Annotated in this window: 21 protein-coding genes, 1 tRNA gene, 1 pseudogene and 1 riboswitch; of the genes and pseudogenes, 2 read left to right on the top strand and 21 right to left on the bottom strand. The window is 39.4% G+C overall.

Annotation, left to right across the window (positions count from 1 at the left end; all coding sequences use genetic code 11):
* Positions 1-93: 93 nt before the first annotated feature.
* Positions 94-1,857, bottom strand: coding sequence for a recombinase family protein (locus tag HMPREF2794_RS04790; protein ID WP_070751052.1), 1,764 nt, complete (start codon positions 1,855-1,857; stop codon positions 94-96).
* A gap of 57 nt (positions 1,858-1,914) precedes the next feature.
* On the opposite strand from HMPREF2794_RS04790, the pseudogene HMPREF2794_RS04785 reads away from it, so the two are divergent.
* Positions 1,915-2,142, top strand: a pseudogene (locus HMPREF2794_RS04785) (DMT family protein); the annotation flags it as partial.
* An 85-nt stretch (positions 2,143-2,227) separates the two neighbouring features.
* Here HMPREF2794_RS04785 and HMPREF2794_RS28830 read toward each other — a convergent pair.
* From HMPREF2794_RS28830 to HMPREF2794_RS04730, 12 genes are all read right to left on the bottom strand, one after another.
* Positions 2,228-2,371 carry a hypothetical protein gene (locus HMPREF2794_RS28830; RefSeq protein WP_022301454.1) on the bottom strand — a complete coding sequence of 48 codons (144 nt, stop codon included), beginning with the start codon at positions 2,369-2,371 and terminating at the stop codon, positions 2,228-2,230.
* A gap of 100 nt (positions 2,372-2,471) precedes the next feature.
* Entirely contained in the window at positions 2,472-3,851 is a 1,380-nt protein-coding gene (locus HMPREF2794_RS04780) for a M18 family aminopeptidase (protein WP_070751048.1), read from the bottom strand.
* 208 nt (positions 3,852-4,059) lie between these two features.
* Complete coding sequence (locus HMPREF2794_RS04775; RefSeq protein WP_083312009.1) at positions 4,060-5,247, bottom strand: radical SAM protein; 1,188 nt, start codon at positions 5,245-5,247, stop codon at positions 4,060-4,062.
* 21 nt (positions 5,248-5,268) lie between these two features.
* On the bottom strand, positions 5,269-5,535 hold the full coding sequence (locus HMPREF2794_RS04770) for a hypothetical protein (RefSeq protein ID WP_139147233.1): 267 nt from the start codon (positions 5,533-5,535) through the stop codon (positions 5,269-5,271).
* Positions 5,501-5,725, bottom strand: coding sequence for a hypothetical protein (locus tag HMPREF2794_RS04765; RefSeq protein ID WP_010537127.1), 225 nt, complete (start codon positions 5,723-5,725; stop codon positions 5,501-5,503). Before HMPREF2794_RS04765 ends, HMPREF2794_RS04770 begins: the two co-directional genes overlap by 35 nt.
* A 210-nt stretch (positions 5,726-5,935) precedes the next feature.
* Positions 5,936-6,124: a helix-turn-helix transcriptional regulator gene (locus tag HMPREF2794_RS04760; RefSeq protein WP_229099361.1), complete on the bottom strand. Its 189-nt coding sequence runs from the start codon at positions 6,122-6,124 to the stop codon at positions 5,936-5,938.
* A gap of 1,411 nt (positions 6,125-7,535) precedes the next feature.
* Positions 7,536-8,543: an FAD:protein FMN transferase gene (locus HMPREF2794_RS04755; protein WP_070751042.1), complete on the bottom strand. Its 1,008-nt coding sequence runs from the start codon at positions 8,541-8,543 to the stop codon at positions 7,536-7,538.
* A 37-nt stretch (positions 8,544-8,580) separates the two neighbouring features.
* Complete coding sequence (locus HMPREF2794_RS04750) at positions 8,581-9,165, bottom strand: manganese efflux pump MntP (RefSeq protein ID WP_070751040.1); 585 nt, start codon at positions 9,163-9,165, stop codon at positions 8,581-8,583.
* Between the two features lie 6 nt (positions 9,166-9,171).
* Positions 9,172-9,972, bottom strand: a complete 801-nt coding sequence (locus HMPREF2794_RS04745) for a DUF6048 family protein (protein WP_032836846.1) — start codon at positions 9,970-9,972, stop codon at positions 9,172-9,174.
* Positions 9,908-10,453: a DUF6452 family protein gene (locus HMPREF2794_RS04740; RefSeq protein ID WP_055271382.1), complete on the bottom strand. Its 546-nt coding sequence runs from the start codon at positions 10,451-10,453 to the stop codon at positions 9,908-9,910. The genes HMPREF2794_RS04745 and HMPREF2794_RS04740 overlap by 65 nt, the downstream gene beginning before the upstream one ends.
* A gap of 22 nt (positions 10,454-10,475) precedes the next feature.
* Positions 10,476-11,426, bottom strand: coding sequence for a glycosyltransferase family 2 protein (locus HMPREF2794_RS04735; protein WP_010537215.1), 951 nt, complete (start codon positions 11,424-11,426; stop codon positions 10,476-10,478).
* Positions 11,427-11,455: 29 nt separating this feature from the next.
* Positions 11,456-12,001, bottom strand: a complete 546-nt coding sequence (locus tag HMPREF2794_RS04730) for a DUF4199 domain-containing protein (RefSeq protein ID WP_010537216.1) — start codon at positions 11,999-12,001, stop codon at positions 11,456-11,458.
* A gap of 314 nt (positions 12,002-12,315) precedes the next feature.
* Between HMPREF2794_RS04730 and HMPREF2794_RS04725 the strand changes: the two genes are divergently transcribed.
* Positions 12,316-12,389, top strand: a tRNA-Thr gene (locus HMPREF2794_RS04725).
* A 65-nt stretch (positions 12,390-12,454) separates the two neighbouring features.
* Here HMPREF2794_RS04725 and HMPREF2794_RS04720 read toward each other — a convergent pair.
* The 8 genes from HMPREF2794_RS04720 to HMPREF2794_RS04685 form a co-directional block, all read right to left on the bottom strand.
* On the bottom strand, positions 12,455-13,534 hold the full coding sequence (locus HMPREF2794_RS04720) for a hypothetical protein (protein WP_070751038.1): 1,080 nt from the start codon (positions 13,532-13,534) through the stop codon (positions 12,455-12,457).
* A 7-nt stretch (positions 13,535-13,541) separates the two neighbouring features.
* Positions 13,542-13,949 (bottom strand): hypothetical protein, encoded by a 408-nt coding sequence (locus tag HMPREF2794_RS04715; protein WP_010537218.1) that lies wholly within the window; start codon positions 13,947-13,949, stop codon positions 13,542-13,544.
* Complete coding sequence (locus HMPREF2794_RS04710) at positions 13,946-14,509, bottom strand: RNA polymerase sigma factor (RefSeq protein ID WP_070751036.1); 564 nt, start codon at positions 14,507-14,509, stop codon at positions 13,946-13,948. Before HMPREF2794_RS04710 ends, HMPREF2794_RS04715 begins: the two co-directional genes overlap by 4 nt.
* Positions 14,510-14,638: 129 nt before the next feature.
* Positions 14,639-15,919 carry a phosphopyruvate hydratase gene (eno, locus tag HMPREF2794_RS04705; RefSeq protein ID WP_010537220.1) on the bottom strand — a complete coding sequence of 427 codons (1,281 nt, stop codon included), beginning with the start codon at positions 15,917-15,919 and terminating at the stop codon, positions 14,639-14,641.
* 179 nt (positions 15,920-16,098) lie between these two features.
* Complete coding sequence (locus tag HMPREF2794_RS04700) at positions 16,099-16,761, bottom strand: pentapeptide repeat-containing protein (protein WP_010537221.1); 663 nt, start codon at positions 16,759-16,761, stop codon at positions 16,099-16,101.
* Between the two features lie 8 nt (positions 16,762-16,769).
* Positions 16,770-17,147: a fluoride efflux transporter CrcB gene (gene crcB, locus HMPREF2794_RS04695; RefSeq protein WP_022301448.1), complete on the bottom strand. Its 378-nt coding sequence runs from the start codon at positions 17,145-17,147 to the stop codon at positions 16,770-16,772.
* Between the two features lie 27 nt (positions 17,148-17,174).
* Positions 17,175-17,237: riboswitch (Fluoride riboswitch) on the bottom strand.
* A gap of 17 nt (positions 17,238-17,254) precedes the next feature.
* A complete protein-coding gene (locus HMPREF2794_RS04690; RefSeq protein ID WP_010537223.1) occupies positions 17,255-18,031 on the bottom strand; it encodes a hypothetical protein in 777 nt (258 codons plus the stop codon).
* 11 nt (positions 18,032-18,042) lie between these two features.
* Positions 18,043-18,876, bottom strand: a complete 834-nt coding sequence (locus HMPREF2794_RS04685; RefSeq protein ID WP_022301447.1) for a peptidoglycan DD-metalloendopeptidase family protein — start codon at positions 18,874-18,876, stop codon at positions 18,043-18,045.
* Positions 18,877-19,457: the final 581 nt, after the last annotated feature.

The raw sequence follows: 19,457 nt of genomic DNA, 5'->3' as shown, positions 1-19,457 counted from the left end.
GTACCACAAACTGAAAAAATCGACTAGAAGTATTGATAATGATTATTCGTGAAGAATATGTTTCATTGGCAATCGTTGATAATTGTTTGTTTTTCATTTCCCCTTTCTGTAAGAATAATCAATTTCCAATATTCCAAAATTACCAATCTGTGGTAATTTTTTAAAATATTCTTGGATTGTTAATTGCTTAAAACTTGAAGAAATAGGATAAGAGCAACCACCAGTTTGTATACTTTGGTAATATTCTGTTATTAATTTAGTATTCATATCTACTGTATAGCCATCTGGGAGAATAGCCGCTATTGGGCTCTTCGCTGTTTTTCTTATAGCCACAATTCTTTGCATTTTGCTTTTGAAAGTAATGATATAGAATCCTTGCATCAAAGTAACTGGTAAATAAATAACTTTCTCTAAATGCTTTTTGAATAATTCTGCTCTTTCTTCATTACCTAAACTAGACAGTTCTTCTGTATCTATATAATTAATAAGACTTTCTTTGTTTGTTATAAGTTTTACTTTCTCTTTATTGCAATGGGATATTTCATCTTCTAATTTGTGAATTTTATTTTCTATAGTCAATTGTTCATCTTGTATAGCATTAGCTATGGATTGACTTTTGGCATGAATATACCTTTCTATTAATCTTTTATTGTCTTTATTTAGACTTTCTATTTCAATGTTTTTATTTTCTATTTTTCGTTCAATACCTTTTATTTCTTCATCTATTTCGTATATTTTTTGTTCAGTTTTAGCCATGAAAATGAATATTTCATCTGTATTATGAATGTACTTAAAAACATTGAATATGACTTCATTGGTAAATTGATATGATATTTCATCTTTGTATTGACAATGTATTGGATTGTCTTTAGCACTCACATCATTACATCTATAGACCATTTTCTTTATACCAGATGCATAACCTTTGTCTTTTACCATCATTCCTCTTCCGCATCTGCATTTTATAATACCTCTAAGTGTATTGAAGTAATTATTACCAGTTGAGCAAAATTTATGATTATCTTTGAGCATTTGGTTTACTCGCTCAAAATCACTTTCAGAAATAATAGGAGTGATTTTATTTTCAATAATATTGGGATTGTCTTTTCTGTCGAAACTGTGAATTCTTCTTCTAATTCCTTTATATAAAATATTGCGAACTAATACGCTTAATAATTGCCTTGTAACAAAGTGTCCTCTAAATAATATATTTCTATTATTGAAGTATTTGGCTATTTTTCCTAAAGAATAACCCTCAAGAGCTAATTGAAATATCTTTTTAACATTGGCTACTTCTTCTTCGTTTTCGATAAGTATTTTCTTTGGTCTACTTCCATTAGGATTGTAAATAGCATTGTACCCATAAGGAATTTTAGCATCAACAACAGCATAAGGATTTTGACTTAATAACGCTTGTTTCCCTTCTTGATTTTTACGTTTTATTTCCTTACGGTCTTGTGCAGCCCTAAAAGCTCCAACAAGTAATATAATTAATTCTGTAATATCTAGTGTTGAATGAGCTTCATATACTTTACTTGGAGCATCTAGGAAAATTAGTGATAATCCATTGTATACAATATTTTGGATTATGTTTATAGTTTCTAATATTTCTTCTTGTCTACTAAGACGAGATAATTCTGAAACGACTAGTATATCTGCATCTTTACCTGTAAGCGCTTGTAGTCTTAAATAGCCAGGTCTATCGGATTTTGCACCAGATATACCAAAATCAATAATCTCTTCATTAGCCTGTAAATTATTGTTTTTACAATATTCCTTAAACTTTATTCTTTGTCTTTCAACATCTTGGTGTGTTGTGGAAACTCTAATATAGGCTATTGCTTTTTTATGGTTCATGGTAATTGCATTATATTTGGTGCAAATATAATATGTTTTCCTGTCATGGGCAAGTACGTTATGTTAAACGAATATTCTTGTCAGATACCTGCGAATCGTATCGGATTTGAGGGGAATGGTGGCCCATTCTCGTTGATGCAGCTGAAAGTAATTCAAGAGGTGATAACATTGATTATCTTTACTGTTTTTACAACCATTTTCTTTAAAGGAGAGACTTTGCACTGGAATCATCTGGCAGCATTCGTTTGCCTGATTGCAGCTGTCTACTTTGTGTTTATGAAATAAAAAGGTCTTTAGTCAATAACAAATGATCGGAGATAAAATATGGTTGATTTTATCTCCGATGTTTCTCTAATATACTTGCTTCAAATTAACTGCGCATCCAGTTGGAGCCGCAATCTCCAGAGCATCCGCAGCTATTGGCACATATTTCCCAAGTTGTGTCTTGCAATAGTTTCATCGTCTTACCATATTTTTCATTGATGGAAGATAAGTTAGTCAATTTAAAATTCATAATGTTAATATTTTAATGATTTGCCCTGTTTGTGGTAAAGGCAATTAACCTTCCGTTATAAATCATCCTTTATAAAATTGATGCCTGGCAGCAATGAATTTCAATCACGCATCAACCAAAAGCTCTTTAAAGCTCCGATTAGATTGAATAGATCAGCAGTTCCGCAACTTTCGTATGCTGAATGCATGGCCCAGGTGGAAATGCCGATTTCTACGCATTTAATCTCCACCTGTGTTTGCATAAATGCACTTATTGTACCTCCTGTTCTGAGGTCTGAATTAGCGGCGGCTTTTTGAAAAGGAATATTCTTCCGGTTGCATGCTTCTTGAAATACGGCAGAAGAAAATGCTGTTGTAGCATAATGCATATTTGCATCATATTTTATGACTACTCCTTTATTTATTATCGGGCTGCATGTTGGATCGCTGCATTCCATGTAGTTAGGATGTGCGGCAAAAGAGGTATCCAAGGATACTGCGAATGAATGGTTGATTAGTTTTATAACATCTTCCTCATTGCCTCCTATGCTTTTTACTACTTTGGTTAGTACATTTCTCAAGAGTGGAGTATCAGCACCACCTAAAGTAGAGTTTGTCTCTTCTTCGGCATCGAAAAAGGCTATCATTCTTGTTGCATCGTCCGCGTTTGCATCAGATAGTTGTATTTTCGTTTCGATGTCCGGTAGTTTGGTCTTTGAAAGTTCAGAGTTGGCGTCAGTTAAAGCCTGTAATGCTGCATATACCATCACTAAATCATCCTGCCGAGGAGTAACTATGAAGTCTGAATTCACCCCAACTAATCGTCCTTTTTCAATCGGATAGAGGTATAATTCATAATCCAGAATATCTTCTTTCGATACATTTAATTTGTGAGCCATAAGATCAAAAAGTATATTTTCACTCATATCTTTGTAGCTCATACCCATGATTGGCAACATTTCTTTTTGCTTGGAAATTATGCCTTCTGTTTTTCCTTTTGTCAAATGAAAAGCCACATTGGGAATAATCAGTATGGGATCTTCTATATCGATCAGACGTATTATTGGCTGAAAAGGGGATTTGCCTTTTAATGCAACTCTTCCGGCTAATGATAAAGGGCGGTCGAACCATGTTGATAAAATAGGCCATGTATACCCCTGAGTATTCAGCCGAATGTAGCCGTCAGAACTCACCATTTGCGCTATTGGTTTTACTTTGAAAGCTGGTGAATCTGTGTGTGCACATACCAAGCGTACTCCCTCGTCTATGACTGTTTGTATATTTGGCTCACGAGAACTCATGCAAAATGCAATTAATGCCGAGTTGTCCTGTTCGATAAAATATCTTCCATGTGGTTTTAAATCCCATTTTTCGTCAATAGACAGTGATTCAAACTTATGCTGTAAAAGTTTAGATTTTACATTCTCTATGGCGTGATATTTGGTAGGACTTTCAGATATAAAGTCGATAAAATCTTTAGCTACATCTATATGTTCTTTCATAGTATTCTTGTTTATATGTCTTATGATTGCATCCAGTTAGAACCACAATCACCAGAACAACCGCAACTGTTGGAACATATTTCCCAAGTCGTATCTTTCAGTAATTCTATTATCCTGTCGTATTTTTCATTGATGACAGATAAGTTGCTTAATTTAAAATTCATAATATTAATATTTTAATGTTTTGCCCTGTTTTCGGAAAGGACAATTATCCATTTTGAAGTTCTTCCATAAATCCTGTTTGTTCAAGAAAGGATTGTGTTTGAATGACTCCTTTGGCAGTCATTGCTAATTCTTCATTGCTAAAATCTTTTAAAGCATAATATTTTTCGGGTGTTTCCAGCATTTGGCCTATCATCCATGAACCTGCTAATGCGCGAATTTTTGTAATAATGCAAGTGTAGGGGGCACGTTTTGATATATCGCCATATGTAATATAGTTGCCACCATAGCAGGTAGGACAGATGGTCTCAAGGATACATCCCTTGCACTGCTCATCTGACAGATGACAGGGTGAAGATAAGTCAATGTCATCTAATTTCACCCCTTTCTCTTTGCTGACTTCATAAAATAAATGACAGGGAAGACACTGCCCATCCGGTGTCCAACAGCGCATAATAGTACCTGCACCACATAATTTATCGAGCATATTGTTTATGCCTGCTGCCACAGCTATAAATTTTATATTTAACATTTCCACAGGCAATATATTAGGATGGTTCAAATAATATATGGCAAGTTTCATCAATTGTTCCTGGAGTATTTGTTGATAATCTATTGCTTTCCTAAATTCGTCTTTATCCCAAGCCACTCCACAAGCAAAAGTACAATTATTGCGGCTGAAACCTAACTCATGTATATGGATAACACCTTCTGCCAGGGATTTCAGTGTACCGGGTGAAGGAGTCATTTTCACTCCCTGTTCAGGCCAGTTCTCAATAAAAAAGGGGATGTCAATCTTATCATAAGAATTTGAACGATTGCGATTATGCATTTCACGGGTTCCGTCCAAGCTTAGTCCGACAATGAATCTTTCTTTATTTTTCATGAGCCATTCTTTCACTTCATTATGTATAAGAGTGCCATTGGTTGTTGCATAACAAATATATTTTGTCGGCCACTCTTGTGCCCATAACCATTCGCAAATATCCTTAATCCGTTGAAATGCTATAAATGGTTCTCCACCATGAAATAGTATTTCGACATAATCTATTTGTTCTTTTTTAGCGCGTTCGAAAGTGGATTTTATGCCACTTTGAGCTATATTCAAGGGCATTAAATCTTTGCCTTTTATGTGCTCGTAGCAGTAGACACAATTCAGATTACAGGTCTCCGTCATATATAGAGTACATGTGCATCTTTTTAGTTTTTCATATCTGAAGGTTCTTTTCTCCATGTCTTTTATAATATGTAAAGGTCAATTGCCTCCAACAATAGCACTCGATATACCAAATACGATGAGAACCGCTATTCCGGTTCCAATTCCTTCCCAAAGTGAATGGTTGCTGATACCAACAACCAATCCTGCTATAACGGATGATAAAATAGGTATCCACACGAAACGTGCAAGTCGCCCTAGAATTTGTGCAGCAAGGAATAAGACGAGAAGTCCTCCTATAATTTCCAATATAATCATCTTAGCTGAGTTGTTATTTAGCAGGATGTGTCCAATACTTTCTTCCATCCTGACAAATAATAGTCAATTGACCGCAATCTTTGCATCGGTAAATATCTTTCGGACGGACATTACCTACCGTATCCCAATACATATCCTGATCTTCGCTGGATAAATCTCGGAAATCGATATTTGCAGTGTTATAGCTGTTGCAATGTTCGCATCGTTGTCCGCTGAAAAAAGTATTCCAGAATCCCATGATTAATATATCTATTTAATAATTCCTACTCTGTTTGGGCTTTTCGGATACTGCCATTCATTATGATTATATCTATAATGAATATCTTTGAGTGCAAACATAACGAATTATAGAATTATATATTAAATATCATGCCTCCGATTGGTTGACATGTAAACCAATCGGAGACATGATGTGCCAAAATCTTACTTCTTGAACTGTTGGCGCTGATTATTCTTGATTGTTTTTTTTCTTTATATCTTCCGAATAGAGTGAGAAGAAATCAAAATTTAGGATAGCGGATATTCTGGCAAGCATTTCTGTATCTACAGAATATTTTTCAAAAATCTTGTATACGTTTGCTCTGCTGCATGATAAATGTTTTGATAGCCAGACTACTGTCTTCTGACGTTCTTCCATTTTCTGTCTGATTTGTTTGCCGATATGAATCATAAGGATGTTGTGTTTTGCTGATAGGTCCCCATGCTCAGCAGTGTGTGTCATGTTGATGTGTATACATACGAAAAGACGTGGGAGCCTGATATCTGCTTATCCCACCTTTTAGGCTCTCGCATTGCCTTCCTCAGAGGATAAGCAACGCCAGTTAGCCCACGCCTGTATGATATACACTTCCTCTTGTCAATTGTTCATTGACAAGTATAAAATGATACAATCATACCACGTAGACGCCTTTGTTGCCTTATCTTCTCTGAGTTTTGGATTTGCGAGATTCAAAAGGTCGAAGATGAACGCATGAAAACGTCTCTCAATATGTATGTTCCATGGCATTATCTCAAATGCACAATTAGAACTTTACAAAAGTATACTTTTTCTGTTGGCGATGCAAATCTTTTCCGGGCTTTTCTTGTTTACAGGTAGTACAAATGATTTATGCTTAATACGATCCACTTCTTCCGCATAAAACTATGTCGTTTGTATTTAGAGATTTACAGTGAATTCTCCTTCGCAGCGCAGAATGACACCGGCTCTCATTTTTCTTCATTATTACGCCAAAAGAGACAAAATCCTACCTCCCTAACAAAGAACTGACACTCCGCGTTCAGCCTTTTCAGTTTCGCTCGCAAACGCCCTTGCAGAAGGGGATGCCGGCTGAAGGCACTATTTTGCAACCTGTCCCTGATAAACTTTGGGAGGGGGCAGTGGTTTCAGCCCTTTCAGTCGGGAAGACCATAAATTCGGAAGCTAATAATATCTGATTCAATAGAGCCTGTATTTACTTCAAACAGAGGTTCTATTGAGGATAAACAAAATCTCTGTTTGAGGCAAATGGAACCTCAGTTTTTTCTGAGCTATAGATCGGTTTATTCATTTAAAATAAGCTAGTATACCATCCACTTTTACCTCGGAGGTGAGTATCCTTCATCTCGGTGGTGAGTGAGATTCACCTCGGGTCTTGCGGAGTGCAGCCCGTATATAAAGTAACGATCACTCGCAGGTAGAGTAACCATAGGCAAAACAAACAAAGAATTTATGTAGGATCAAGGCTGAAAGGGCTGAAACTACTGCCCCCCCCTCCCTGAGCTTATCAGAGACAAGTTGCAAAATAGTGCCTTCAGCCGGTATCCCCTTTTGCAAGGGCGTTTGCGAGCGAAACTGAAAGGGCTGAAGGCGGTGAGTACTCTGTAATAGTGTGTGGAGTAAAGGTACTGCATCTTTCATTCCAATGTTGTACATCTTCGACCCAAACGTTGTACAAGAACCGGACCACTTAAGTACTTGTCACAAGCAAGTCTTGTACTTATCGGGAAGTACTCTAATACAAGTTTGATTTATTTTGCATGGGAGTCTTACTCAGAAGTAAAAGAATGCTCTATTTGAAGTATCGTTTCATACCATCCGTATAGTAAGTTTTAAATTCTCCGTTTTCACCGCTATATATAAAGTAAGCGTCAATCATTGGATTTGCTTTACAGAATTTCTCCGCTTCTTCCAGCCCCATCACCATGAAAGAGGTAGCCAAAGCATCGGCTGTCATACAGTCTTCTGCAACCACTGTAGAAGATAGAATGCTGTGTTGTACCGGATATCCTGTTCTGGGGTCGATTGTATGAGCATACTTTTTGCCATCCTTATAATAATAGTTGCGGTAGTTTCCCGAAGTAGCCATACCCACATCTGTCAGGTTGAGTATAGTCTGTATATCTTGCTTCACGGCCAGTGAGTCGTCGTAAGGCTTGTTGATACCGATGCGCCACAGGTCTCCTGTCGCATTCTTACCCTTTACCACTACTTCTCCACCTATGTCGACCATATAGTTTTTGATACCCTTCCGGTCAAGCAGATGTGCTACTACATCTACAGAATATCCTTTTGCCACAGCACTGCAACTGAGCATCGCACGTGGGTCTTGCTTGATAACCTTGCCGTTCTCTAACTTAACCTTTTCGTAGCCGGTGAATTGTAACAGACTGTCTATCATCAATGAATCCGGGAAAGTTCCTTTCTTAAATCCGAACCCCCAGGCATTGGCAAGAGGTGCTACTGTAATGTCGAAAGCTCCTTCCGTTTCGCGGGAGATTTCCATAGAGCGATTGAAGCAAGTCTGGAAGAAGCTGTCTGTTACCAGCTCTTCATTACGATTGACACGACTGATGACAGAACTGTCATTGAACGGTGACAGAGACTGATCAAAACGTTTCAGTTCCGCTTCTATCTCCGGTTTCAGGTCGTCTTTACACTGGTATGTAATTTTATATACTGTTCCAAAGACAAAACCGCTGGCAGTGTTAAAATCAGTCTTTTGATTACGCCTGGCTAATATCCAGATCGTTGCCAGGATCAGGAAAGCCAGCCAAAGGAAGCTCTTTTTTGTTTTCATACACTTTTCTTTTTTCTATAATTGGAGGAACAAGTTTCTATGATTGGAAGAATAAATGTTCTATCAATATTTTTAATCCGATAACTACCAGAATGATGCCGCCCCATAATTCTGCTTTTAATTTCCGTGCACATCCGCAGCCACATTTGATGCCGAAGAAAAGGCCGATCAGTGACATGACAAATGAGACGAATCCGATGATAAGGATGGGGGAGAGGATTTCAGTATAGTCGTTGATGCCGAGAAAGGCAAAGGAGATACCTATGGCCAGAGCATCGATGCTTGTCGCTATTGCCATCGTAAGCACAACTTTCGGACTTGCCGGATTAAATGTCTGGCGACACTCCTCGTCTTTAAAAGATTCAAGAATCATGCGACCGCCCAGAAAGGCAAGAATAGCGAAAGCAATCCAATGGTCTATACTTTCTATTAGGTGACTGAAACTTTTTGCAAACATCCATCCGATAAAAGGCATGAGAGCCTGAAAAAGCCCGAATGCCAGAGCCATGACCAGCATCGGTCTCCATTGAGTACGTTTCAAAATAATACCGCTTGCAATTGAAACAGCGAAACAATCCATCGCCAAACCTATTGCAAGCAGCCAAATTTCTAGTCCTGTCATTATTCTTTAAAGAGGTAATTTGTAAATGAGGGAATAGGTAATTCCCATGTTATTTGATTTAAATTTTCCGTAGCCGGGTACATACCAAGGATTGGCGTATTCATTGGTCGAAGCATTTGTCTTGTATTTCATGCGTACAGACCAGCCCATATTGAAATTCTTATAAATGCGTACTTTGACGCCTACCACTAATTCGAACCACTGCATAGACCCCTTCATCCCCAAATGACTGAAAGGAATGCTTCCTCCCCAATAGTCGTCTTCCAGACTTGGATTTCCGATACTTCCTCCCCAAATCGGGTCATCAACCGGCATGGTAGACACATCATATTTGAATGAACTGAACGCATAGCGAAGACCTACATACAGATAGCTGTTCTTTTCTTTTTTCTTTGCCATCGTGTTATAGTCCACGCCGATCCGGAAGAATGGGGCAGCCTTGCTTTTGTAGTGTATTCCCGTTTCATTCCATGTATCTGTTCCTCCCATACCAAACTCGATAGTTGGGATGAATTTGTTTTTAAGATTGACACCTATGCTGACTTCGGAGCTCATAAAGTCGCCGCCTAACATCTTACTTCCGATGCCATATAAGTCCACGCCGACATACGTCCCATTATAAAACGGGATAGTGTCGACTACAACCTCTTTCTTCTTCTGGTCTCTTTTCTGTACGGGAGCCGGTCGTTGTTGTTGCTGTTGTGCAATTGACGGTAGTCCAATACAAAGTAGGAGCAACACACTACTCAATCGTAGGAGGTGTACGGTCGCGATACTTATAGAATATTTCCAAATTCTGAATTTCATTTGTATTGGCTTCTTTATTTAATATACGAAGTGAGTCTATTCTTTCTGAGCTATTTCTGGTATTTCCGAATCTAGTGCCGAGAATGTTTTGCTTCATCATGTATCCACATTCCATAGACTGGAAGTAAGGTGTGTTTTGTTGTACAATATATAATGTATCAACGTCGTTCGGTCTGCGTTTCGGATCGTAACGGAAAACAAATACAGTCGTATCACTGGTATATCGCAACGGCAACATCAGGGTATGCACATTTTTCTCGTTGTTGAGAATGATCGAATCTGTCCCTAATGCTGTAATAGTCAATGAGTCCAGTGTGTCTTTTACTCTGTCATCGGTTATTTCATCAAGAGTATACAATGTGCAGTACATCATAGGACGTCCTGCCAATGAACAATCATTTTCGTCCGAACACGAACTGCCGATGCTTATACATGCACCAACAATTACTAATATTAAAAAGATACGAATTAAATTCTTCATAATCTCGGTTATTGGGCGTGAATTAAATTTTCTTTTCTATCTGATAATTGTTCCGTTCGGGGGCATTACGTGAAATCAGTTCTCCCAAGAATCCGGCAAGGAATAGCTGTGTACCGATAATCATCGCCGTAAGCGATAGGTAGAAATAAGGGGAATCGGTTACAAGCCGGTAGGGGAGACCGTTGTACATTGCATGCAGTTTGCTTACACCAACAATGATAACGGAGATCATTCCGATAAAGAACATGAGTGATCCCAGCAATCCGAAGAAGTGCATCGGCTTCACTCCGAATTTGGAAAGGAACCAAAGAGAAATCAGATCCAGATATCCGTTGAAGAAACGGTTGAATCCGAATTTGGTAGAACCATATTTACGTGCCTGGTGGTGTACCACCTTCTCACCTATCTTCTGGAATCCGGCATTCTTTGCCAGATAGGGGATATAACGATGCATTTCGCCATACACTTCGATGTTTTTCACGACATCTTTGCGGTAGGCTTTCAGGCCGCAGTTGAAGTCGTGCAAATTTGGAATGCCTGATACTTTGCGTGCGGTAGCATTGAATAACTTGGTCGGTAGTGTTTTGGATAGCGGATCATATCTTTTTTGTTTCCATCCGGATACCAGATCATATCCGTCTTCCGTAATCATCCGGTATAATTCCGGTATTTCGTCCGGGCTGTCCTGTAAGTCGGCATCCATTGTGATCACCACCTCTCCTTGTGCTTCTGCAAATCCGCAATAGAGTGCGGGCGATTTACCGTAGTTGCGGCGGAACTTGATGCCTTTTACGCAGTCCGATTGGGCTTTGAGTTTTTCTATCACCTCCCATGAACGGTCTGTACTTCCGTCGTTAACGAAAATCACTTCGAATGAGAATCCGTTGGCTTTCATTACCCGTTCTATCCAAGCGTAGAGTTCGGGCAGTGACTCTTCTTCATTGAATAATGGGACTACAACTGATATATTCATTTTTTATAATTATGAATTACGAATTATGATTAAACCGGGGTATTGTTTTCCGGTCGTGCTTTCTTCATTACCATCAATCCGGTAGGAATGGCCAGTAAACTTCCCCAGAATACGTCCCATGACAGGAGTTGCATGGTGATATTGATGGACGTAAGTGAACGGGCGGTATCTATCGTTTCTTTTATTATCTCTTGATTTTCCATCAAAGCGGGTGTTTTGGTCATCAGTTCGTCCCATAACTGGATATAGGAGTTGATGATAAAACCGTGGTCAATGAACTGGAAATAAGCGTAGTGTGCAACGGCTACCAATAAGGAAGCAAACATGTACATGAATATGGTAAAAAGAACCGCATGTGAGAATTGGATACTTCCTCCGCATATTTTATCACGATACATCTTCACGTAGTGATAGCCAATGAATGGCACTGCCAACGTCAGAATTACAAATAATAGCGAAAGGAAAGGGATGTGGAATCCCAACGGAAATAAAATGAACTTCAATATCCAATAGATTCCCATATACGTGCCAAAGTGCATGGCATATTTCTGTAAATAGCTTCTGTTCTCTGTCATCTTCGTTAATAAATTGCGCACAAAGGTACAAATAATATCGGTTGGTAAAGGGAATATGGTTGTTAAAGTTAATAAAGCAGTAAAAGTTGCTCTCCGAATATTTTTTTAGGTTTTTAATTGCTTGAAATGTAGTGTGTTACTTTCTTTTATGTAAAAAAGTTATCTGAAGCTATTGCAGAATTGATAAAAATGCCTACCTTTGCAACCGCAAAACGGGTAAGTCCTATACGGCCAGCTCCCTTCGAATCCTCCAGGGCTTGATCGCAGCAAAGGTAGTTGGTTGTAGCGGCGCGATATAGTAAGCTTACCCACCCGCCTCTTTAGCTCAGTTGGCCAGAGCACGTGATTTGTAATCTCGGGGTCGTTGGTTCGAATCCGACAAGAGGCTCAAAAAAAAAGCATCCAGGTATTTACTTGGATGCTTTTTTCTTTTATATCCTGATTAAAGTCAATCTAACTTCTATATAATTTTATGCAGAGCCCTAAGATAAGCAGAATAATAAATAAGGTAATCCCGAATGCCCAGTAATTGATAACCCGTGACTCTGCTGTGAGTACATAATCATCGGCAAGAAGTCGGAAACCGTCTATTTTCCAGATCACTAAACTGTCCTTCTGAACTTTGGCGTTGGATGTGAGCAGCCTGCCGGGCATTGTCAATTCAAACTGTATGGCATGGTAGAAGGCTTCGGCAATATTGATTTTCTCTTCACAAAGGGTTTCCATCATTTCCTTATTTGTGTTATAAAGGTCTGAGAAATATTTCGTACTGCAAACCTTATCAAATAAGCTGCAGACTTCTTCAAGATCAGCATCCTCCAAACTATATCCTTTTTCCGATGAATATTTTTTGTAGACAGCATCTTTCAATTCCTCCAGGCGATGCAGACAGGCAGTATCTTTTTGTTGGGAAACGAAGTGATGGATGACTTCCCAATTAATTTCATAGATGCTGCGATTATACCATTCTCCGAATTTAGCTTCAAGTTTATCCAGTTTGTCATTCATTTCGATGCCGTTCATGCCTCTAAAAGCATCGTCGTTTCCATGAAACCAGATTATTTGCTCTTCTTTATTCAGATAATCACTAAGAGGTACGGGCCCTTTATCTTGAAGTTCTTTGTAAGTAGCGGTGTATATATAATAGGTATAAAACCATCTGAATTTCTTTTTTAGCTGTTCCATGGGGATAGCCATAGAATTTAGGTGTTCTTTGCTTTTGGCAACAGTGAAGTATTCTCCGTCCGTTACCGAAATTTTTTGGCAGGCTTTGACGTTCAGCTTTTCCTCTTCTCCCCAAAAGTTGAATTTGATTGTGGAGTCCAGATTTACTAGTTGCCAGTTGGCATCTGGTTGAAACAGAAATGGATTGTGTGTCTTATCTCCTGCAAGGAAGGCTGAATCACCCTGTGCGTAAATTTCTCTATACATGCTTCCATCCTTTTCTATCCGTGAACTCATCCGGTAGTAGGTGCTGCAAGAAGTCACGCTAAGTAGCAGTAGCATTGCCATTATGAAATAGTTAGTTTTCATATCCTGTCTATTTTAATCGTTTTTCTTTAATGACTTGTAAGATTTGCGCTTTTCGGAACTTCCGGTGTTGCGTATACTGAGAGGATAGATAAATGTTCTTTTCCTGAAGTCGCATTTCTTCCCAGTTGGCAGGTAATGGAATGCTGTTCGACCAATTATCATATTCATTTTGCTTTCCTGTTCTTTGAGATACAGGAGTGAAGCATGTGTCATTGATGAATAATAAAAGTAATAATGTTGCGGCAATGCCTGATGCCCATGCTCCTATGAGAAACTTTCTCTGTTTCTTTGGGGGCGAGATTCCGGATATCCTGTCGAGGATAGATGCTGTCAGTTCTTCCGGATTATCCAATATCGGTTGTCTGCTTTTGACTTCAGCCAGCCATTTCTCGTACTGTTTATCTTCTTGTTTCATAAGTCGGGATCTATTTGATTCATTTTATAACGTATATTCTTTCTGGCAAGATACAAGCTACTTTTTATTTTTTCGGGCGATAATCCGGTGATAGTCTGTACTTCCGCCACTTCCAGTTCCTCTACATCGCGAAGCATAAAGACTAACTTCTGTTGGGGAGGCAGTTCGCTGGTATACCTCAGAATAAGCTCTTTCAACTGTTTGTTGGACAGAGATATTTCAATATTATCGTCTGAAGGAATATTTACCGAACCGGAAAAAGCAGATTCATTATCCAGAGGAGAATGACGTAACGAACGCAAGCGGTCATAGCAGGTGTTGCAAGTGATTTTATAGAGCCAGGTTGACAGGCGGTTTTCCTGATTATACGTTTTTAGGGATAACCATACTTTTACAAACGTTTCCTGTGTTATATCTCTGGCTTCATCTTCATCACAAAGTAACCGGAAAGCGAGTCGGAACACTAGTGGCTGGAATTCCGAAACCAATAGAGCGAATGCCCTTTTGTCATTCTGCTGACTCCGGTTTACCAGTTCCTGTATTTTTTCCTGATTCATCATTATTTATTCCTGTTTACTATATGATACGTAACCAAATGCTTCAGGTCGTTTGTAAAACATCAAATATATAAAAAAAATCCCCGGACAACGCATTGCCCGGGGAAAGATATCTAAAAAAGAAAATAAAAGTTATTTGATTCTCTTGTATCCGTATACAGCTAAGTCGCCAAGTTCTTCTTCGATACGGAGCAGTTGGTTGTATTTAGCCATACGATCTGAACGGCTTAATGAGCCGGTTTTGATCTGTCCGCTGTTGGTAGCTACCGCGATGTCCGCAATAGTAGCATCCTCTGTTTCGCCGGAGCGATGAGAAGTAACAGTCGTATATCCATGACGGTGAGCCATTTCGATAGCATTCAGTGTTTCTGTCAGTGAACCAATCTGATTTACTTTAATCAGGATAGAGTTTGCACAACCTTTTTCGATACCCATTGCGAGGAAGTCGACGTTTGTTACGAACAAGTCATCACCTACTAGCTGACAACGGTCGCCGATACGTTCAGTCAGTTTTTTCCAGCCTTCCCAGTCGTTTTCGCTCATACCGTCTTCGATAGAGTCAATCGGGAATTTGTTGATCAGTTCTTCCAGATAATTGATTTGTTCTTCAGCAGTGCGTTTTTTACCCTTTTCACCTTCAAACTTGGTATAGTCATAGATACCATCATGATAGAATTCGGAAGAAGCGCAGTCCATACCGATCATTACGTCTTTGCCCGGTTCGTATCCGGCAGCTTTGATGGCTGCGATGATAGAGTTCAGAGCATCTTCTGTACCTTCCAGATTAGGAGCGAAACCACCTTCATCACCTACGGCAGTGCTGAGACCGCGGTCTTTCAGTACCTTCTTCAATGCGTGGAATACTTCGGCACCCATTCTCAAACCTTCTCTGAATGAGGGTGCACCTACCGGACGAATCATGAATTCCTGGAATGCGATAGGAGCGTCACTATGTGAACCGCCATTGATGATATTCATCATCGGTACAGGCATTACATAAGTATTTGTTCCGCCGATATAGCGGTAGAGTGGGAGGTCAAGATAGTTAGCTGCTGCTTTCGCTACAGCGAGAGACACACCAAGAATGGCATTAGCGCCTAAGTTAGCCTTAGTCTTAGTGCCGTCCAGTGCCAGCATTGCGTAGTCGATTGCTCTTTGGTTGAGAGAAGACATACCGACCAGTTTCGGAGCGATGATTTTATTTACATTATCAACCGCCTTTTGTACGCCTTTACCACCGTAACGTTGCTTGTCGCCATCACGAAGTTCCAGTGCTTCATGTTCACCTGTGGAAGCACCTGACGGAACAGATGCGCGTCCCATGATACCAGATTCCAATACTACGTCAACTTCTACTGTGGGATTACCTCTTGAATCGAGAATTTCTCGAGCTACAATTTTTTCTATTTTCATCGTTTCTATTGTTTTGAATAATATTTTTGCAAAAGTACGGACTTGACGGGGAGTGGGAAATCACTATAAATAGGTATTCTTTCGAATCATATTCCCTAGATGTCATTAGTCCGGTCTTATAAAATAACAATGTGACGATGCTTTTTGTTTGAATGTGGATAGATGAAATTTGTGAAATTCTAATCCTCGATAATAACTCCCAACAATGGAAGCAAATCCATAGCCTGCAAAGAAGTAATGACAGCTCCTTTCAGATCGCTGATATTGAGTGTTATCCCGCCAATACGCGAAGTGCGAAGATCGATTCCCCGAAGCGGAGCGTGAGAAAAATCGGCTTCTACCAGATCGCAGCTTTCGAAGGCGACGGAAGAGAAACGGCAATCATTGAAACTGCCGTTTCGGAGATGGCAGTGCGAGAAGCGTACCTGATTCATTTTGCTCATTGCCAGATTGATGTAAGCGGCGTTGCAGTCATGCAGCAAAACATGATTCATAGTCGTCTCAGAGAGATTGGTTCCCAATAATTTGCAAGAAATAAATTCTACCCGGTAAAGAGAACTTTCGGCAAAAGATATATTGGACAGGTCGCAGTTTTCAAACCGTACATCTGTCAGTTGGGAAGAACGGAACTTACATTCGCTGAATGTCTGATTCCGGAATGTGCAATTCTTGAAACTCTTGTAAGATTTGCTGATTCCTTCTTCTTTTCCTTTGCAGAATATAAGGTTTGAGACTGTTTCTTCTTTTTCAAGCAATTCTTGCAATGTGCTTGTACTGGTTTCCTGTTCCTCCATCATGGGAGGAACTACACGGACAGGTTTGGCTGCATTTCTTTTTATCATATTACATTTCAGAATAATTTTATCAATGAATGTCCCAAGTACAACATAATGAATCCTACAAATAAGCTGAGGCCTACATAGAGAGAGAGGTAGAAGAAATTGTCATCTTTAATTAACAGAAAGTTCTCATTCATGAACGTTGAAAAGGTGGTGAATCCTCCACAGAATCCTACCGTGAGAAACATTCTCAGATTGGGGCTCATCAGATTTCCCCGTTCGAAGAGTCCATAAAACAGACCGATGGCAAAACAACCGAGTATGTTGACCAGAAACGTTCCCAAAGGGAAGGAAGGAATCAGGAAATTCTGAACGTAGCGTGAGATGAGATAGCGTAGTACACCTCCGGTAAAACTTCCCATTCCAATAAATAATAGAGTTTTGAGCATAAGCTGACAATTTAAGAGTTATACATTCAAATTGTAGGGATCATCAGCTCCAAAGGGCGGTTAAAGGCTAATCCCATAGCCGGTGCAAAGATAGAAAAAAGATAAAACTATTTGCAAAAGGCTTCAAAATCTTTTTCAAATTGTTTGAACCCTCCGGTGTAAATCTGCTCTATCCGTTCAGAAACAGTGGATGAGTCGTCTTTGTTTTGTAGGGAAAGTACGAAATCACGGAATATCTGCCGGGGAGCTTTCTCAATCCAGAAAGTGACAAGCGCATGGGAGAGGATATAAGCATATTGTTCATCGGTTCTTTGTTGCTTCATGAATTCGTTTTGGCGGCTGTTGATGAAGGTAGGTAAATCAATGTCCCCCAGCATATATATGGTGCGGATTCTTCCTTTTTCGTATTCGGTAAATGTATGTTGGAGTCCTTTTTTATTGACTTTACAGTGCTCAAAGTATTCAGCAAGTCCCTCGTTGAGCCAAATTGGAGGGCGCCCTGCCGTAATTTGTAAGGTGAGGTGGTGGCTCAGTTCGTGATAGATGACACCGAGACCTTGTTGGTATTCTTTCTCCCTGCTCAATATGATGGCTTTCTGTAATCTGGAGATGTATATACCGTTTGTGCTTTTAGGGGGATGTATATTGAATTTATTGAGATAAACCAGAGCGTCTTCTCTTTTATTGAATACAGTTAATTTAAGGTTAAGCGTATCGGGAAGTCCGAATTGTGAGTAGAATTCGACCTCATATTGAAGGGTCAGTTCAATTTTCTGGCGCTCTTTGTCCGTAAGCGGGTCACCTTCATAGGCGATTCGTACGGTTTGTGCATGAAGCAGATCGCAAAGGCAGACAAAAGACAGGATCAGATAAAATGTACGCATATTGTTTCCCTCTATTTTGAATATTTCTGCTTCTGAAATTTCTTTTTCTCCCGTTTGGTCATTTCGAGCATAATCAACTCGTCATCTATAGCTGATTTATAGACTGCTTTCTCTTCTAGTTTTACATCTCCCTTGTCCGTACGGAATACAGGGGTAAAATGGGAATATGGATACCCCAACGGGCCGTTTGAATTAAACTTATTGTTATCAAGAAAAAAATAAGAGACGGATACTCCGAGTACTCCGGCTATCCCAATGGGTTGTCCGGTCATGACTTCTTCACCCGCATGGATGAAGTTTTGATGCATCATGAGGTAAGCGGCAAAAGTGTGGTCGGGGTGGTATATCAGCAATTGCTGTGGCAGTGCTGTCACACAGGCGACGCCTCTGCGGGTTGCATAGACGGTGTCTCCTTCCTGAATTCGGAATATCATTGTTTTGGCAGATTCCTGAAGGGCGATTTGCCATTGGGTTTCTTCGCCGGCCTTAACAGGGAGTGCATAGGGAGTGCTGATCTGAAAATCTTTGGGGAATTGTCCGCGGAAGAACATATATCTGCTTGAACCTATAAATGGATTGCTGGCATTAGAGCCTTTTTCTATTCTGAATACCGTGTTCTTTCCGGGATTCAAATTGTACGAACGGTCATTTTCGCGGAATAGATAATAGCTGCACAAGTCTTCGTTGTAATAGTTTAATTCCGTTCCTCCGTCTGAAGTTTGTTCCCATTTCGATTCAATAATACGGGGAGGCATTTCCATCAGTTTTCGTAGAGACTGGGCGGAGGCATAAACTGTAGATAACATAAAGAGTAATAATGCCGTGTATCTAAGATTCCGTTTCATAGTAGTAATATCAGATTATATGTTTTTCAAGTAATATATTTAGTCTACAAAATTATCAATTATATATTAATATCATTGCATTCTCTGAACTTTTTTGTCTCTATTATCCAATTAAGATGTAAGCTCTTGGAGTATTCAGTCCAAACTATGCGAATATATATCTTTATCTATACTGTATTTGTTGCTATTTGGCAGTTGTTTGTATGTTGTCCGGCTGTCTTTTCTATGATACATTGCCTGTATTTGTGTCTTTTTTACCTTTTATCTTCATCGTTCCACCCGGGTGAGAAGATCTCTTCATCCAGGTGGTGAGAACGTTTCACTAGAGTGATGAGACCTGTTCATCCGGATGGAACGCTGTTAACATTCCTTCAAATATGCAGTATGAATAGGTGATACACATACAAACATACTATATGTTATATGAAAAACAGTGGTGGATTTTATGTTCTGTAAGGCTTATTGTAGGGTAATGGATTGCTGATTCTAAGATTGATGAGAGATAATTGAAATATGAATGAGAGATAGTAAGAAATGGAACTATTTGGTAAGCGTCTCGGCGATGCCGTGTTTTTCTTCAA

This window comes from Bacteroides sp. HMSC067B03, from assembly GCF_001811315.1.
GTDB lineage: Bacteria > Bacteroidota > Bacteroidia > Bacteroidales > Bacteroidaceae > Bacteroides > Bacteroides faecis.
Note: the sequence above shows the minus strand (reverse complement) of the source record. Positions and strands in the feature narration are given on the sequence as shown.

What these genes read in the sequence shown, in the direction of transcription:
- HMPREF2794_RS04790 (WP_070751052.1), bottom strand. Translation starts at nt 1,857, where the DNA reads ATGAACCATAAAAAAGCAATAGCCTATATTAGAGTTTCCACAACACAC.
- HMPREF2794_RS28830 (WP_022301454.1), bottom strand. Translation starts at nt 2,371, where the DNA reads ATGAATTTTAAATTGACTAACTTATCTTCCATCAATGAAAAATATGGT.
- HMPREF2794_RS04780 (WP_070751048.1), bottom strand. Translation starts at nt 3,851, where the DNA reads ATGAAAGAACATATAGATGTAGCTAAAGATTTTATCGACTTTATATCT.
- HMPREF2794_RS04775 (WP_083312009.1), bottom strand. Translation starts at nt 5,247, where the DNA reads ATGGAGAAAAGAACCTTCAGATATGAAAAACTAAAAAGATGCACATGT.
- HMPREF2794_RS04770 (WP_139147233.1), bottom strand. Translation starts at nt 5,535, where the DNA reads ATGGAAGAAAGTATTGGACACATCCTGCTAAATAACAACTCAGCTAAG.
- HMPREF2794_RS04765 (WP_010537127.1), bottom strand. Translation starts at nt 5,725, where the DNA reads ATGGGATTCTGGAATACTTTTTTCAGCGGACAACGATGCGAACATTGC.
- HMPREF2794_RS04760 (WP_229099361.1), bottom strand. Translation starts at nt 6,124, where the DNA reads ATGGAAGAACGTCAGAAGACAGTAGTCTGGCTATCAAAACATTTATCA.
- HMPREF2794_RS04755 (WP_070751042.1), bottom strand. Translation starts at nt 8,543, where the DNA reads ATGAAAACAAAAAAGAGCTTCCTTTGGCTGGCTTTCCTGATCCTGGCA.
- HMPREF2794_RS04750 (WP_070751040.1), bottom strand. Translation starts at nt 9,165, where the DNA reads ATGACAGGACTAGAAATTTGGCTGCTTGCAATAGGTTTGGCGATGGAT.
- HMPREF2794_RS04745 (WP_032836846.1), bottom strand. Translation starts at nt 9,972, where the DNA reads ATGAAATTCAGAATTTGGAAATATTCTATAAGTATCGCGACCGTACAC.
- HMPREF2794_RS04740 (WP_055271382.1), bottom strand. Translation starts at nt 10,453, where the DNA reads ATGAAGAATTTAATTCGTATCTTTTTAATATTAGTAATTGTTGGTGCA.
- HMPREF2794_RS04735 (WP_010537215.1), bottom strand. Translation starts at nt 11,426, where the DNA reads ATGAATATATCAGTTGTAGTCCCATTATTCAATGAAGAAGAGTCACTG.
- HMPREF2794_RS04730 (WP_010537216.1), bottom strand. Translation starts at nt 12,001, where the DNA reads ATGACAGAGAACAGAAGCTATTTACAGAAATATGCCATGCACTTTGGC.
- HMPREF2794_RS04720 (WP_070751038.1), bottom strand. Translation starts at nt 13,534, where the DNA reads ATGAAAACTAACTATTTCATAATGGCAATGCTACTGCTACTTAGCGTG.
- HMPREF2794_RS04715 (WP_010537218.1), bottom strand. Translation starts at nt 13,949, where the DNA reads ATGAAACAAGAAGATAAACAGTACGAGAAATGGCTGGCTGAAGTCAAA.
- HMPREF2794_RS04710 (WP_070751036.1), bottom strand. Translation starts at nt 14,509, where the DNA reads ATGATGAATCAGGAAAAAATACAGGAACTGGTAAACCGGAGTCAGCAG.
- eno (WP_010537220.1), bottom strand. Translation starts at nt 15,919, where the DNA reads ATGAAAATAGAAAAAATTGTAGCTCGAGAAATTCTCGATTCAAGAGGT.
- HMPREF2794_RS04700 (WP_010537221.1), bottom strand. Translation starts at nt 16,761, where the DNA reads ATGATAAAAAGAAATGCAGCCAAACCTGTCCGTGTAGTTCCTCCCATG.
- crcB (WP_022301448.1), bottom strand. Translation starts at nt 17,147, where the DNA reads ATGCTCAAAACTCTATTATTTATTGGAATGGGAAGTTTTACCGGAGGT.
- HMPREF2794_RS04690 (WP_010537223.1), bottom strand. Translation starts at nt 18,031, where the DNA reads ATGCGTACATTTTATCTGATCCTGTCTTTTGTCTGCCTTTGCGATCTG.
- HMPREF2794_RS04685 (WP_022301447.1), bottom strand. Translation starts at nt 18,876, where the DNA reads ATGAAACGGAATCTTAGATACACGGCATTATTACTCTTTATGTTATCT.